This is a genomic window from Sulfuracidifex tepidarius (genome assembly GCF_008326425.1).
Taxonomy (GTDB): Archaea; Thermoproteota; Thermoprotei_A; order Sulfolobales; family Sulfolobaceae; genus Sulfuracidifex; species Sulfuracidifex tepidarius.
Genome location: NZ_AP018929.1, coordinates 1,802,668 through 1,817,309 on the forward strand (window position 1 = coordinate 1,802,668; position 14,642 = coordinate 1,817,309).

At 41.6% G+C, this 14,642-nt stretch carries 17 protein-coding genes and 1 pseudogene; 8 read left to right on the forward strand and 10 right to left on the reverse strand.

Translation table 11 applies throughout. The annotated features are described in order from the left end of the window. The first annotated feature begins 252 nt into the window (after window positions 1-252). From sul7s to IC007_RS09410, 4 genes are all read left to right on the forward strand, one after another. The gene (sul7s, locus tag IC007_RS09395) at window positions 253-426 is read left to right on the forward strand and encodes a winged-helix single-stranded DNA-binding protein Sul7s (RefSeq protein WP_149528658.1); all 174 of its coding nucleotides are present in this window, start codon (window positions 253-255) and stop codon (window positions 424-426) included. 30 nt (window positions 427-456) lie between these two features. After that, window positions 457-1,332, forward strand: a complete 876-nt coding sequence (locus IC007_RS09400) for a mechanosensitive ion channel family protein (protein ID WP_054845972.1) — start codon at window positions 457-459, stop codon at window positions 1,330-1,332. Between the two features lie 98 nt (window positions 1,333-1,430). After that, on the forward strand, window positions 1,431-2,054 hold the full coding sequence (locus tag IC007_RS09405) for a hypothetical protein (protein WP_054845973.1): 624 nt from the start codon (window positions 1,431-1,433) through the stop codon (window positions 2,052-2,054). Window positions 2,055-2,134: 80 nt separating this feature from the next. After that, window positions 2,135-2,761: a trimeric intracellular cation channel family protein gene (locus IC007_RS09410; protein WP_149528659.1), complete on the forward strand. Its 627-nt coding sequence runs from the start codon at window positions 2,135-2,137 to the stop codon at window positions 2,759-2,761. A gap of 506 nt (window positions 2,762-3,267) precedes the next feature. On the opposite strand, the gene IC007_RS09415 is transcribed toward IC007_RS09410, so the two are convergent. After that, complete coding sequence (locus IC007_RS09415) at window positions 3,268-3,447, reverse strand: hypothetical protein (protein WP_054845974.1); 180 nt, start codon at window positions 3,445-3,447, stop codon at window positions 3,268-3,270. 203 nt (window positions 3,448-3,650) lie between these two features. Next, window positions 3,651-5,555 carry a COG1361 S-layer family protein gene (locus IC007_RS09420; protein WP_054845975.1) on the reverse strand — a complete coding sequence of 635 codons (1,905 nt, stop codon included), beginning with the start codon at window positions 5,553-5,555 and terminating at the stop codon, window positions 3,651-3,653. A gap of 154 nt (window positions 5,556-5,709) precedes the next feature. Here IC007_RS09420 and IC007_RS14125 point away from each other — a divergent pair. Further along, window positions 5,710-5,934, forward strand: a pseudogene (locus IC007_RS14125) (IS200/IS605 family accessory protein TnpB-related protein); the annotation flags it as partial. A 156-nt stretch (window positions 5,935-6,090) separates the two neighbouring features. Here IC007_RS14125 and IC007_RS09430 read toward each other — a convergent pair. From IC007_RS09430 to IC007_RS13350, 6 genes are all read right to left on the reverse strand, one after another. Continuing rightward, on the reverse strand, window positions 6,091-6,933 hold the full coding sequence (locus tag IC007_RS09430; RefSeq protein ID WP_149528660.1) for a zinc ribbon domain-containing protein: 843 nt from the start codon (window positions 6,931-6,933) through the stop codon (window positions 6,091-6,093). A gap of 19 nt (window positions 6,934-6,952) precedes the next feature. Then, entirely contained in the window at window positions 6,953-7,216 is a 264-nt protein-coding gene (locus tag IC007_RS09435) for a hypothetical protein (protein WP_054845976.1), read from the reverse strand. Between the two features lie 56 nt (window positions 7,217-7,272). Next, window positions 7,273-7,980 (reverse strand): class II glutamine amidotransferase, encoded by a 708-nt coding sequence (locus tag IC007_RS09440; RefSeq protein ID WP_054845977.1) that lies wholly within the window; start codon window positions 7,978-7,980, stop codon window positions 7,273-7,275. A gap of 88 nt (window positions 7,981-8,068) precedes the next feature. After that, window positions 8,069-8,956: a ribokinase gene (locus tag IC007_RS09445; RefSeq protein ID WP_054846011.1), complete on the reverse strand. Its 888-nt coding sequence runs from the start codon at window positions 8,954-8,956 to the stop codon at window positions 8,069-8,071. After that, window positions 8,953-10,152 carry a bifunctional hydroxymethylpyrimidine kinase/phosphomethylpyrimidine kinase gene (gene thiD / locus IC007_RS09450; RefSeq protein ID WP_149528661.1) on the reverse strand — a complete coding sequence of 400 codons (1,200 nt, stop codon included), beginning with the start codon at window positions 10,150-10,152 and terminating at the stop codon, window positions 8,953-8,955. The genes IC007_RS09445 and thiD overlap by 4 nt, the downstream gene beginning before the upstream one ends. A gap of 270 nt (window positions 10,153-10,422) precedes the next feature. Beyond that, window positions 10,423-10,599 carry a hypothetical protein gene (locus tag IC007_RS13350; RefSeq protein WP_156303760.1) on the reverse strand — a complete coding sequence of 59 codons (177 nt, stop codon included), beginning with the start codon at window positions 10,597-10,599 and terminating at the stop codon, window positions 10,423-10,425. Window positions 10,600-10,755: 156 nt separating this feature from the next. On the opposite strand from IC007_RS13350, the gene sepP reads away from it, so the two are divergent. Continuing rightward, on the forward strand, window positions 10,756-11,436 hold the full coding sequence (gene sepP / locus IC007_RS09455; RefSeq protein WP_149528662.1) for an undecaprenyl-diphosphatase SepP: 681 nt from the start codon (window positions 10,756-10,758) through the stop codon (window positions 11,434-11,436). 2 nt (window positions 11,437-11,438) lie between these two features. Here sepP and IC007_RS09460 read toward each other — a convergent pair whose 3' ends face one another. Continuing rightward, complete coding sequence (locus IC007_RS09460) at window positions 11,439-12,602, reverse strand: glycosyltransferase family 2 protein (RefSeq protein WP_054845978.1); 1,164 nt, start codon at window positions 12,600-12,602, stop codon at window positions 11,439-11,441. 99 nt (window positions 12,603-12,701) lie between these two features. Here IC007_RS09460 and IC007_RS09465 point away from each other — a divergent pair, with 99 nt between their 5' ends. Next, window positions 12,702-12,956 (forward strand): hypothetical protein, encoded by a 255-nt coding sequence (locus IC007_RS09465; RefSeq protein ID WP_054845979.1) that lies wholly within the window; start codon window positions 12,702-12,704, stop codon window positions 12,954-12,956. A gap of 23 nt (window positions 12,957-12,979) precedes the next feature. After that, a complete protein-coding gene (locus tag IC007_RS09470; RefSeq protein WP_054845980.1) occupies window positions 12,980-13,903 on the forward strand; it encodes a hypothetical protein in 924 nt (307 codons plus the stop codon). Here the strand turns inward: IC007_RS09470 and IC007_RS09475 are convergent. Continuing rightward, window positions 13,887-14,633 carry a VIT1/CCC1 transporter family protein gene (locus IC007_RS09475; protein WP_149528663.1) on the reverse strand — a complete coding sequence of 249 codons (747 nt, stop codon included), beginning with the start codon at window positions 14,631-14,633 and terminating at the stop codon, window positions 13,887-13,889. The genes IC007_RS09470 and IC007_RS09475 overlap by 17 nt on opposite strands. Window positions 14,634-14,642: the final 9 nt, after the last annotated feature.

A 14,642-nucleotide genomic window follows, 5' to 3' on the forward strand; every position in this document is an offset into this window, starting at 1 on the left:
GGTTTGAAATATAAGATCAATATTAAAGCCTCTGTGTGGAAGAATAATCATGGGTTATAAAAGTAGACTGTATCATGTTCTGCCTTATTCTAGGTCGTATAGGAAATATTATAAAAGAAGAACGAGGTTAACATTAAAATGGGCAAAACTGAGAATAAAATACTACTTAAGGGATAGATAAAAGAAAAATTCTTAAAGAACTAAAATACAAAAGGGAAAAATTTAATTACCATATCTTATACTTTGAAGTTAATGGATGTTAAATCTGAAGTCGAGAAAGTAGTAAAAGAGAGCGGATGGGTTACCGCCAACCAACTCTTCAAAATGTTACCTTTTCCAGCTCCAGAAGTCAACAAAGCCATAATTGATCTCATAAAGGAAAACAAGATTGAGAGACGCGGTCGGTATTTTCATTATCTATCTTAATTTTAAATATCTCGGTTCCTAACTTTCTTCATGTCCTTTAAGGTAAGGAATATAGATATAGTAAAGATTTTAATTACTGTAATAATTCTTGCCGCTTTAACTTACGTTATAGCTTTCCTTAGCGACCTTTTCTTACCGAAATATAAGATGTATATTTCCGATGTCAGCAGTGCCGTAATAGTAGGTCTAGGAGGGTACGTGATAGTCAAGATATTGATGGATATAATATCTCCTTATTTGTTCTCTAGAATGGATCAGGGGATTGCCCATACTACTAGGCTTGCATTAAGTGTAGCTCTCTATGCAGTAGTAGTATTGGCTGTGCTTTCGGCTCTCGGAGTTAACCTCACTGGAGTAGCTTTAGGTGGAACAGTTGCAGGAATTGCCATAGGTCTTGCAGCGCAAACAGTTTTCTCAAATGTTTTAGCAGGGTTTATGGTTTCCTCAAGTAAGACTCTGAAGCCTGGGGATTCTGTAATACTGAACTCATGGATATGGGGAAACCCTATTGTGGGAGAAGTTGTTAATGTATCTCTTCTCTTCACCGAGGTCAAAACACTAAACGGCAACGTGGTCAAGGTCCCGAACTCTGCATTCCTGGGTAACACCACGTTCACCAAGCTCAGCCAAGAGGAAGGAGATCTTGAATACCCGCTTCAGGTAACTATCAACGCCGACGTTAAGGCAGAGCAAGTACTTTCCTTAGCCCAGTCGTATGTGAAGGATTACTTTGACAAGGAGAAAATTCAGGTACCTTTGATGTACTTCACTTCAAAGAACGGAGGGACTAACGTGTTCACAGTTTTGTTGCGTTTCAATAACATAAAAGACCTCAATAGGATTCTCTCTATAATAAATACAGCGTTCGAGAAAGCTTACTGGGATGCAAAGTCGTCTAAAACATAGAAGTTATATTAGTTTGTTAAAATTCAGATAAAATCGCATATTGCCATGATGTGGGTTAAAGTTAAGAATCAAGACTAGCAAAGTGTCCGTGAATAATCATGGATGTAGCAATATTTCTTGCAGCAATGGGCATATCAATCCTGGAAATGACCGAAGCTTCGGCCATAGCCGTAATATTTTATGGAATTTATCATACATCTAAGTCTTATCTCTATGCAGTAGCAGGAGTGGCCACATCGCTAATCCCGGCATTGATAGCTGGTAAATTTCTCGTTCTTATACCACTAGACTATATTGCAATTGTAGCAGCGGTCATACTATTCTACTTCTCCCAGAAGCTTTTCAGAAGCGCTAGGAGGTCAATAAAAGGAACAAGGAGGAAGAAAGAAGAAAAAGAAGAAGGCCTGATAACAGTATATACAGTGAGTGTTGTAGAAGGATTAGAGGCATCTCTCGTAGTCGTAGGTCTAATGCCTTTCGGATATTTCTCAGCTTTAAGCGGAGTTGGAGTTGCAGTATTCGCTGTAATAGCGTTGACGTATGCAATGAAGGAAAGAGTAATGAAGATAAGAGTGCCTCAGCTTAAGTTGTTCCTCTCTGCTCTTCTAGCTACTATAGGGACTTTCTGGTTATTGGAGGTAGGACTTGGGTTATCAGAAATTTTTACTATTCCCATCTTCCTGTTTTACATCCTTTTAACCCAAGTTTTAGTTAGAATTTGAAACTTTAGATAGATTTTTTGTTATAGACAAACATAGTCAAGAATTTTAACTCTAAATTGACAGATTTAACGACGTAAAAGATGCTTAACGTCCTAGAGATGATGAACATAATTGGAATAATTTCATTTACAATATCTGGGACTAGCAAGGGGGTTAAGAAAGAGTTAGACCTATTTGGTACCATAGTGTTGGGAATAGCAACGAGCTACGCTGGTGGTATTGTAGCAGACCTCCTAGTAGGTGTAATACCTCCAACTATATTGAGACAATGGCAACTTCTATTGCTTTCAATATCTGTCTCTATCACGACCTTTTTTTATTATAAACAACTTAACAGGAAATTTCTGGCGTTGGTTCTCAAAGTTTCCGATGCCATAGGTTTAGCTACTTTCGCTGCATATGGGGCTGACCTAGCTTATTCCCATGGGTTTAGCTTGGTAACGGTTGCAATGATATCCAGCATAGTTGCGTCTGGAGGCGGTGTTCTCAGGGATATTCTGGTTAACGATATTCCTCTCATTCTCACAAAGGAGATATACGCTACTGCAGCTTTAGGCGGTGGAATAGTATATTACCTTGTGGCATCGATCTCAAATCAGGGATATGCCACACTAATTACAATTTTTACTGTGGTCACAATAAGGATCTTTGCAATAAAATATAACCTGCATCTACCTGTAATTAAGGCGGAAGTAGGGAATAGGTGAACTACTCTGACCTCACGGACAGAGGCTTTCTGTTTCATAGCTCTGTCATGCCCGTGACTAGACCATGGGTAGAGGACGTAGCTCCACACTGGTCGTTTCGACCTGATCTTGTCAAACGTTAAGGGAAACCTTATAGTCGCGGTCTGTAGTCCAACCACAGGGGCATGAACAGACGCGGTCTTAAAGGGTGAGGCCTTGCTTCATGCGTCCGCAACTAGCACACGTTCAGGAAGTGCATGCAGGGTTGATCAAGGTGATGGGGATATGAACGGCCCCACTCATAAGCTGTACAACAAGTAGCGATTGCTTCCACAACGCTCGAAAAAGGTTCTTCGAGGGACTAGACTAGGAAGGTCATTGCTCTCGATGTTAGCATAGAGAAATTTTTGCTTAATATTTACGTCGGATGAGGTCAAGTCTCTACGATATAGCGTTCCACAAGTTGAGGACAGTGACCCAATACCAGCTAGAGAAATATGGTAAGATCATTCCCGTTTCCTCAGGTCTTAGGTGAGTTGCCTCAACTCCGTCAATGTTAGGCCTTTTCTATCCCTTTGATAAAAGTATGGATCATTCACCTCAGTGTATTGTAGAGCTGACATTCTATTCAGCCTGGACTTGAACTCCCTCATGGTCTGTACGTCTACGTAAGCTCTTACCCTAAAGTAGGCATTAATAGGTTGCAAAGAAAAAGTATCATGTTTTCTTAAGCACAAACAACCTAAGGATACTCAGAAATATTCTAAGCAAAATAATCATAATTACAAATAAAAATCCTACCAGGATTCCTAAGGAGGAATACGCTGGTTTTAGATAGAGATATAGCAACGTTAATGAGTATAAAGGGAAAACGCTCATAAAGTAAGTCAGCAATTTAAGCAAAAAAAGATTACTTTGGAGATCCCCTTCTCCTCGCTACTGCTATTAATGCAATTATCAAGACTATAATGATTATCACAAATATCAGGATTAACAATGTATTACTAGATACAAGCTTAGAGAGGAAGGGTTCGTGAACTGTGGCGTTAAAAGTGTCGGACTGCACGAAAGGATAGAGTGACCCAGTTTGGTTCCACTCCAGAGCTACTGAGAGTGGATATGTGCCTGGTGTAGCACCGCTGCTTACGTCAACGATATAGGTTACATTGACTTTCTGTCCGGGCTTTATGTCTCCTATGAAGTATTCCGATGCTGTGAGAGCCTGCAAGGGATTTGAGGAGCTAACATGAGGATAGATGACGTCAGATTCTCCTAACCTTAATACCACGTTCTTTGCAGTTTCATTACCTATGTTCTCCAAGGTTATCGTAAGAGGTATCTTAGATGCTCCTGCAGTAGCTCCAGGGAAGTATGTGGAGTATATGATTATGTTAGCCTTAGGATATATTTCTAAGGTATAGGCATTAGTGTAATGTCCTCCGTCATAGTTAACAGTTACGTTGATTTCATAGTTGCCGGGGGAAGTGGTGTTGGGGACATTGAAGAGGAAGGAGGTGTTTATTAGTTTTCCTGAAGGAATTGCACCGATCTGTTGTTCTGGCTGTGAAATCAGGTTTATGCCATTGGGAGTTTTAATTTGTACGCTAGCGTTCTGCGCTATTCCAGAACCGTAGTTCAACAGTAACACATGTAACTCAACGTCAGAGTAACCTTGGAAAACTTGGGGTGGAAAAGTGTACATGTTCATTGATATGTTTACTGTCCCTGCTATTGTGATGGGCATCTCTACTTTCATTGTCTCTCCTCCGTAAAGCGTCAGAGTGACAGGGACGTAATACACTCCAGGTGTGGCGTTGTTATAAACGTCTGCAGTCACAGATACCTCGTTATACTCTCCAGGAGGAACTAAACCAACTGAAGCGTTTGGTTGGAGGAACTTCACAGGATACGTCGATTTAAATTCTAGGCTCACATTGGACAACAAGTTGGTTTCAAGGTTCTTTACAATGATAGTCAGAGGAAGATTCGCTTCTCCTGCAGACGCTATTATTGGAGACGACGTGGAGCCCCATAAGGTCTCAAGCGATACTTGATTAGTTGATATTATATCGACAGGAATCTTAACTGTCTCAGAGGAATCGTTAAAGAAAGTGATGTTTGCCTCCACATAGTGCACACCTTCGGTTGCATTGGGATATACGTCTGCAAGGACAGTAACGGGTATTGGCTGCCCTATTGGTAAGTACCCAACTGAGACATTGTCCTGCAAGAACTTGACTGGGTAGTTTGACTTCAGATGCAAAGTTACGTTAGAGAGCATTACGTTTCCTTGATTCTGCAACAATATAGTGAGTGGGACGTTATCCTCTCCAGGTCCAACCACCATTGAGGAGTTAGTTGTCCCCCACACTGACTGAGCGGAAACTTGTTCCTTACCTAAAACTGGGATAGAGACGACTATAGTCTTCTCCTCTTGGTTTCCGTTTTCGTCGTAACCACTTACCATGACGTAATACTTATATATACCGTCTTTAGCCGAGCTTGCTACATTGAGGAGCACAGTCACGTTCACGGTCTGACCTTGACCCCAGTAAGGTATAGAGATGTTCTCTGTATCGTTATAATAACCGTAAGGGGAAAATGGATAAACAGACATAGGTATCACCGACACGTTGAACAATGTGCTACCTAAGTTCGTTAGCGAGATTGTCACTGGTTCTCCAGTTTCTCCAGGGGCAAGTAGCTCGTCTGGATGAGCGTATCCGAATACGTTAGCTGTAGATGCTGAATAAAAAGGTACTTCTAAGAGGAAGCTTATCGCTAATACTAAAGCGAGCACTACTTTGCGGTTCATAGACAAAAAGATATATCTAAAATATTTAAGTTCTTCTTTCTCTGTATAATTAGTAATTTCATTGTTGATATATAATAATTTTTACGTATAAATTAAATAATCTTTATCTTCATTTTATTAAAATAAACTAAGAGGATAAGCTTGTGCTCCGTGGAGAGTAATCAAGGTAACTGCTAGGTATTTGCACTAGGGCAAAGTTTTGTTGGAAAGGGATTCAATAGTCCCTCTTAAAATTGTGAGAAAGGTGGATGAGAGGGTAGAGGTGTTTCCCTCGACTAGCCCCAATAAGCTAAGGGTAACTGTGTATGATCCTTAGGGGAGGTGTCCATGGCGGAATTAGAAGTAATTAAAAAATAAGCATAAGTTACACCATGGCTAAACACATATAAAATAAGAATTATGAGAACTTTAAGGTTCTAGAAACATGATTATTTTTTGGTGTAATATATTCTTAAGAAGATAATATTTAACTTTTATTTTACTTGTTTATTTTAGAGCTCTAATTACTGAGGGTAATTAAGGAACTAGTTTGATGTCAACAAGAATAGTAGCACCTTAATGCTATATTGAACGCTGCGTTGAAGTCCCTATCGGCCTTGTAACCGCATGCAGGGCATACGAAAATTGAGCCGAGGACTTCACCTTTCTTGTATCCGCAGTTAGAGCATACTTTCGAAGTGTTATATGGTTCTAGTCTCCTATACCTTATACCCCTCTTGTATAACTCTGTCTCCAGAGCATTTTGAATCGTCTTCAGCCCTCTCCCTATCTTGTTGTCGTAAAGTCTGAGGTCTTCCATAGCTACAACACGCGGGTTTAACTCCTCTATGAACCTTACAGCTTCGTTTGTCTGAAACCTCACCTTATCTCTTATCGCCTGAAGGTGAGAATACCCCTGATTTTCTCCCAGATATCTAGCGAAGTCTTCTTTCATTAAGTCGCTCCCGAAATACCTTACCTTCCACAACTTTCCATCTATCAGTGAAACTATAGTTATTAAATGCCTTATTCCCACGTCTATACCTACAACCACTTTCTTGCTCTCGTAGGCTAAGAACACCTTTATACCATCTGACATGTCTACTATAGCGTAGAGTGGTTCACCCATCTCTACTACTCCCTCCACAACTGTATTGTAATCTTTCAACCTCACCTTGTTTTCACTTACCCTTTGAACTTCAACTGGGCCGAGTCTTACAGGCCCTTTTCCTTGGATCGAAGAGATTACCTCCCTTGGTATAGATGGAGGTGGAGAGAACTTTCCTCCCTCCATCTTCCTCATGGCAGTAGAGTAAGCCCTAAAGTAACAGATGTCCTGATAAATAGTTTTTAACTTACCAAAATCTATTATCTTTACAGCTATGAGTTGTTCTTTCATAAAAAATAATACGACTAACTTACTTAAGTGTTTGAAGGACTACGTTTACTAGTCCCTGAGGCATTCCTTCCATTTCCTTTACAACTTCCATACTCCCTTCTGTGCTGTCGAAAGATTTAACGTATTCTTCCTTACACCCATCTATCTTGAATACTGAAACTTCTTTCACCGAGTTAGTCGGCATTATTGCCAAATATACTGCGAATCCCTTGCATGGCTTTTGAGAGATTATGAAACCGTTCTCATCTGTATACCTTACACTTTTTGCGATTACGCTTTCCATGTATATCAGACTGTAGTTACTATATTTAAACTTGTCTTCAATCTACTTTAATACTATTACAATTCTTTAAACCCAATGGGAACTCTGTCGAGTTTATGGTCGGGCAAGTGCATGGCTACTGAGGAAGACATACAGTAATTTTCGTTACAATAGATGTGGTAATACTGTTCTGACTTCTCCTTCATGGCGTTAGGGTTAAAGGAATGCAGGACTATTAGTCTAGTCTGCTTTCCCTTCACGTATAATAAGGCCGAATTCAAACTGGATGAGAAGTCCTTTATCCTAGAGTATTCCTCCTTGAACGCCTCATAGGGTTCTAAACCGGAGTTCACGTAGTCGGCTATGTCCTCCAAGACCATGTAGCTGTCGGTATACGGTCTAAGAGGATCCCTGAACGCTTTTCTATTGACAGAGCCGTTATGGGCGAAGAAGATATCGTAGCCATTAGCTCTAGTATGATATGGATGGGCATGGGGTAATCCAAGTAAGAAGGACTTACCGGCCTTTCTCACATGGAGAATTCCTATTACCTCATCTCCGTCAAGGTGAATAAGGTTAAAGAAATCATCCTTGAATATCGGTTTAGAGCTTCTATAATAAAAAGAACTCAAATCATCACCGTTTCTGATTAATGCAACTATCCCCCAGCCGTCTGGATGCCCACCGTAAATCGACAAATTGTCATGTTCTGCAGATAGCTTGATTGCTTCTAAAACTTGTTTATCCAATTCTCCTTTTACATGAAATGCAAGAATCCTGCACATGGTCAGTCCTTTTCAGATTCTCTTTCTAAATCACATAAACCTACACATTCATTCTCGTCTTTCTTGTCTTTCTTCCTCTTCTGGTCCTTCAAGGCATTTTAATGTTGAGCTTGTCAAGAAATAACTTTACCTCTTCTAATTTAGGTCCCAATGCCCCTTCAATTGTAACTGAAAGTCCTGCAACAGCGTTAGCGAAACCTACGGCTTCTTCGAGTGTAGTTCCCTTCTCTATCGCAAACGCTAAAGCAGCGTTAAAGACATCTCCTGCACCTGTAGTATCTATTGGGTTTACCTTCACTGAGTCTATTATCACTCTCTTGTGTCTTGTAGCTATGATCACTCCTCTCTCACCTAAGGTAATTATTAATGCCATTCTTACCTTCTTCAAAATCAAATCGATTCCGTCTTGTATGTCATCAGTAGAGGTCAATTCCTTGAATTCTATCTCATTTGGTGTCAGTATGTCTACATGTTCAAGCAAACTCATATCGGAAATGATTGACGGCGCCGGATTTAATATCCTTATACCGTTAAATTCTCTAAGGGACTTTTTCACTACGGATTCTTTCACTTCCATTTGAGTTAAAAGGACATCATCTTTTCCAGACGAGCTCAGGTCTACATCCTCTGGGTCCAAAAGTAAGTTAGAACCTCTGTTTACTATGATCCTATTCTTCCCTTTTTTGTCAACTATGATGATTGCGCTACCTGTTCTCCCCTTTTTAACTTTTACGTTACCGTGATCTACCCCCTCACTTTCCCAAAAAGAGATTGCGTCCCGTCCTACGTCGTCATTCCCTACAGCAGCATACAGTTTCACCTTGCTAGATAATCTTGAAGCTGACACTGCTTGGTTAGATCCTTTTCCGCCATGTCCCGTCCTAACTTCGTTGGAAAATGTTGTCTCTCCGTCCTCAGGGAACCTATCCACTTTTACAGTTAAGTCAAGGTTGTAGCTCCCTACAACGTGAATCAAGACCATAATACCTCTAGCTTGTTCTGCATTTCATAAAGCGTTGATGCCATTAGGAGCAAGTTTCCCCCATAGATCATAGCGTCTCCTTCAATCCCGCTTTCAGTTAGCTTTATGATTCCAGACTCAGCCTTCTTAAGGATCGACTGAGAGAAAGGTAACAACACGTTTATTCTCCTCCCTGTTTTCCTCGATATCTTGCTTATTTCGTTTTCCACGTTGACTAAAAGAGGACCATCTATCTTCACCTTGTCTAAATATTTTATGAGCCCGCCTGCAAGGCTTATCACGTCCCCGTAGCTGGTGAGATAGCTTACGTTCACCTTAAAGTCGTCCCTGAGCAGTTTCATAAAAGCTTTACTGCTCTCCATGAAGTATAAGAGCTCCTCTAAGGTTCTCCTTCCTTCCTCTCTTTCAATTATAGCTTCTGCATTAGAGAACGGATCTACGGGTCCCTTCCCTTTGCCTATAGAAAGCGAGTTTACTATCGAGAAGTAAGTGAATTCTTTAGCTTGCTTTATAGCTTGAAGTAAAGGAATTCCTTTTGAAAGGTACCCTACTATCGAAGCTGAAAACACGTCACCGCTTCCATGTAAATTTTGAGTGTTCACCTTCTGTGTCCTCAACTCTATTTCCTGGCCGTCTACTATGGCGACGTCAACTCCAAATGTGTTTCCTCCCTTTACTACCACGTTGCCTACACTCTCGTAAAGTTTCTTTGAGACCCTCTTCATATCATCAATGCTAGATATCCTATCCTTAGTTAGCCTCTCAGCCTCGTACTTGTTAGGTGTAGAAATTAATGCTTCCTTCATTAATGGTCTTAGAGCGTCTATAGCTCTATCGTCAATTAGAGGAGATCCAGTCTTCGACACCATGACAGGATCGACCACTATCTTCAAGTTGTATTCCTTCATTTTTTTAGATACTGCGTTGATTATATTCTCGTCTCCTAGCATTCCAGTCTTGCCGAACTTTACGTCGAAGTCTGACATTATCGCATCGAACTGAGACGACACGAAGGAAGGGTCCACCTTGAATATTGATGAAACTCCGGTAGTGTTCTGTGCTGTCAATCCGGTCACCACGGTAACACCGAAAACTCCCATTGAAGTGAGAGTCTTCAAGTCTGCCTGAAGTCCGGCACCCCCTCCAGAGTCGCTCCCCGCTATGATCATCGCTATTGGTCTGTTTTTCATAGGAAAAGGAGGTTTTACCTCAATTTAAGTTTTGAAAGGCTCATGCTAATGAGGGTTCTATTGTGAAGCTCGGTAGAATTTTTTAGTATACATCGGAAGAAAAGTGAAGTTAACCTAGTTCACTTAGGACGCCGAGCCTTTTTGTTAAAAGTATATTTTTTATTCAATTTCCTATTTTAGACTTCTGTATGTAATGTAATATCCTGTGTTACATTGGACGAGGAAAGTCAATATAGTAAACTACCCGCCTAACGAAAAGTGCTTCCTGCTTCATAGCTCCACCTTGCCAGGGGGTAGATAGCGGAGATCCACAGACCCTATGGGTTGTTCTAACCCTGATGTCGAGGAACATTCCACGTGTCTTGAAGACTGATTGAACAGAGACGTACCACACAGATCCTTGCTTAGAGTCATCTCAATGACGCTTGCCCCGTCTGTGACTGTCATCGAGACACGCATTACTTTTCTTGTATTTAAACGTACGTACAAGGTGACTATTCTCATGCGGGTCTTCCCCCTCGCCTTTGAACCCATCTCCCGTATATAATAAAAGAACAACATTGTTTTGGCAAGTTTTATTATAGTTCTAAATAGCTCTATTGTGTGAACTGGAGATATATACTACCTATTTACTTTATATATATCTTGCTTTCAATTATAGTCAAACTAATAGGCGAACAGAACTTCCCTGGAAATGTTCTACTATACCATGCCATAAACTCGTCACAAGTGACTCTTCTAAATCCAATAATGGTATTTCTTTCTGAATATGGAAGAGAATACGTCTGGATTCCAGTAACTGCGGCTCTGTTTATTGCCGGGGGGAAGTACAGAAGAGCTTCGATAATCCTCGCGTCCGCTTTCGTCCTGGCGATAATTTTTGGCGAACTGTCGAAATATGCTGTGGCTCAACCCAGACCTTTTCTGGTGCTCTCCACGTACCATCTCTTAGTCCCTAAGCCTCATGATTTCTCATATCCATCAGGCCATGCCCTAATTGTCGGAGTAGGAGCTATAACTTTACTTCTGACGGTTCCATATTACATATCATTACCCCTCACTGCAGAAGCGATACTGGTCAGTTATTCTAGGGTCTACGTGGGAGTTCATTGGCCTTTGGACGTCCTAGCGGGATGGATATTAGCGGCAGCGATCTCGTTAACTGCTATAAAGCTAGAGTGGCTGGAGATGAAAATATATGACCGCGTGAAGAACCTTGCCACTCACGATAGAAATGAGGCGAATATGAAAGAAATGAAAAAAGAGAAGAGGAATCAGAGTTAATTTCAGATTTTTCCCGACCTCTCAGTTTTAACCCATACTTTCTTTGCGTGGAGTAACTCTAAAGTCATGGCATAGAAATTCATCAGAATGATAAAGTCAATATATGCTAAGGACAGGACGGGGAACAGCGGCTCTATCATGTGTCTCCTTGAGATCGCCACTGATATCAGGAAGGACATAAGGGTAGCTATAGAAAGAAGTGCACTAGCTATGAAATACATAACGCTGAACGGATAGAGAAGGAACAGTCCGTAGTTCACAACCGATATTACCATGAACACCGGGCTTAGAGTTATTATCATGCCGTCTATGACTTTCTTGTTTATTTTCTTTGTTACCTTCAGTGAAACTTCGAAATGACCTCTATACCACCTTATTCTCTGCTTCCATAAAACTCTGAACTTGACCGGGACTTCCCTCCATGTTATCGCATTAGGAGAGTAAACTACCTTCAGCCCTAAGGCATGTATCTTTAAGCTGAGGTCTAAATCCTCGGTCAATCCGTTCTCATCCCATCCGCCTAAGCTGAGCAACACGTCCTTTCTTATGAAGGAACAAGTTCCCTCAAGCGGAACGAAAAGGCCGGACCTCGCTCTACCAGCTATAGAGTATTCATAAAGGAGTTCTTCAAGCGATGCGAACCTTGACGTGAGCGACTCCCTGACATTCACGGGAATCAATCTCCCCTGCACTGCACCTACCTTAGGATCGGAGAACTTAGGAGCTACGATAGATAAAACGTCTATTTTAGGTATGCTATCAGCGTCGAATACTCCTATCACTTCTCCTTTAGATATCGAAACAGCGTAGTTCAACGCTCTGCTCTTTCCATTTACCACGTTTGAAGGAGAGAGCGAAATGCACTTCAAGTTATCGTATTTAGCTTCATACCTCTTACATTGTTCCTCCGTGTCATCGGTTGATCCGTCCTGCATTACCATGATGTCGTATTTGGACTTATCATACTCCATGTTAACTAGCCTGTCCAGAAGTCTTGGAAGGACTTGCCCTTCATTTTTAGCTGGTACAAGTATCGAAAATCTCACTCCACTATATTCCCTTCCCTCGATGGGTTTCCACGTTACACCCCTTATAGCTAGAAAGGAATTGTAAGCACTCCATGAAGACATAGCTAGACTAAGTATCAGCAATAATACTTGCAACATTGAAGATGATTTATGTAGAATACATTAAATGCTTTGCTTATCGGTAATCCGATGCTCTCCGTCCTTCGGTTTAAAACCTTAGTCGAGAAATATTAAGTCATGAGCTCGATCAGATCCCTCTTGGGGGATTATGAACCCCGTGGTAAGTTAGTTCAGGGAGTAGGCAAGTTCATAGCGTTTGGGTTGGACGATCCATTTCACATCACTACAGTCACTGGGCTAGCAGTCTACGGTGTGGGGAAAATGATGGAAAGAAGAAGTAACTACGGGATAAGGCGCGCGAAAATGGATATTCATATGACTATCAACGAGATGAACAAAATGGTAAATGAGATCCGAAGCCTCAGGTTTTAAATGATCAAAGTAAGATTATTTTTATGAAGATAGTACCTATTGCGTTTGAAAGCCTTGGGGTTAGGTCTCAGGCTACTTTTCTGGAGACCCCAGACCTTAAGATACTTGTTGATCCTGCTGTCTCCCTTGCACCTAGGAGGTACGGTCTTCCACCTCATAAGCTCGAGGTAGAGAAACTCCTGGAATTGGCTAGGTCTGTGAAAGAATACGCCGAGGAAGCTGACGTCCTGATAATAACACATTATCACTATGATCATCACGATCCTGGATTCGTAATACCTAGGGACATATACAAGGGAAAGAAAGTTTTCATAAAAGATCCCAACTCCTTCATAAACGCGAGCCAGGGTAAGGGAAGAGCTCCGAGATTCCTCAATTCCATCAAGGGACTTCCTGACTCAGTTCAGCCAGCTGACGGAAAGGAGGTAGTCTTGGGTCATACGAAGATAAGGTTTTCATGTCCCGTTCTCCACGGGGCTGACGAGAAAATGGGTTACGTAATCCAAGTTGCAGTTTCTGACGGAGATGAGACAGTGATGTTCACTTCCGACATAGAGGGAGCTCCTAAGGAAATGCACGTGAAGTTCACCCAGGAAGTTAAACCTTCAACTCTGATAATAGATGGACCTTTGTCTTACATGCTGGGATACGCGCTAACAGAGGAACAGTTCAACGCCGCCATGAACAACCTAGAGAAAATAGTGAAACAAGGTCTAACCACGATGATAGTGGATCATCACTTGGTTAGGGATCAACGCTATCGCGAGATAATTTCGTCTTTGAAGTCCAAGGTGAAGGAAGTTAACGCTAACGTCGTTACAGCTGCAGAATATCTGGGGAGAGAGGAGAACCCGTTGGAGTCCAGGAGGAAGGAACTTTTCTCGGAGAGTAATGAGCCGGCCAAGCTACCCCGTGGTGTGGCGGAACTCCTTAAGGGAGGAGGGTGACTGGGAAGAAGTGAGCTAAGATTACACCTCCCATGTAACTTCCTATCAGAGCGAGAGAGCCAGTTCCGACTTGTTCCAGAGCACCCCTGACCCTGCTCAGTCCAGTGTACTTGGAACCCATTGCTCCGAACAGCCCGAGCGAGACTAACGCTATGACTACTGATCCAACCAAGAATGCGTCAAAGTCTCCTCCCACGAAGTACCCCACTATGAATGGTGAAAGTGGGAGTAATCCACCTACAACCAGGTATAACGCCATGATGAAGCCCAGTTTCACAGGGTTCTCGAAGTCCTCAGGGAATATCCTCAGTTCGTTTGCCATCATCTCCTGTAAAACGCTTTGCTTGTTCTTCCAAAGTTTCTCTGCTATGTTCTTTGCCTCTTCCTCAGTGAAGCCTTTTTCTAAGTAGAACTGTACCAGCTCTTCTTTCTCCATGTTTGGGTATTTCTCTATTTCCATCTTCTCTTTCTTTATTTCATTATCTATGACCTGCATCCTAACTCTCGTTGATATATACTCTCCTATACCCATCGAGAATGCCTGGCCTATTGTAGCTATTAGACCTGCAACTAGTACGGCAATAACGTCATGTTCGAACCCTGCAGCTCCTATCGCTATTGCACCCACTCCTATTAACCCATCCTGTATTCCGAATACCTTAGTTCTGAACTTGTCCGCTTCGTCAGTGTAATGCCTGACAGGTTCATAATTGTCTGAGTTTTTTTCCATGGACTTCAA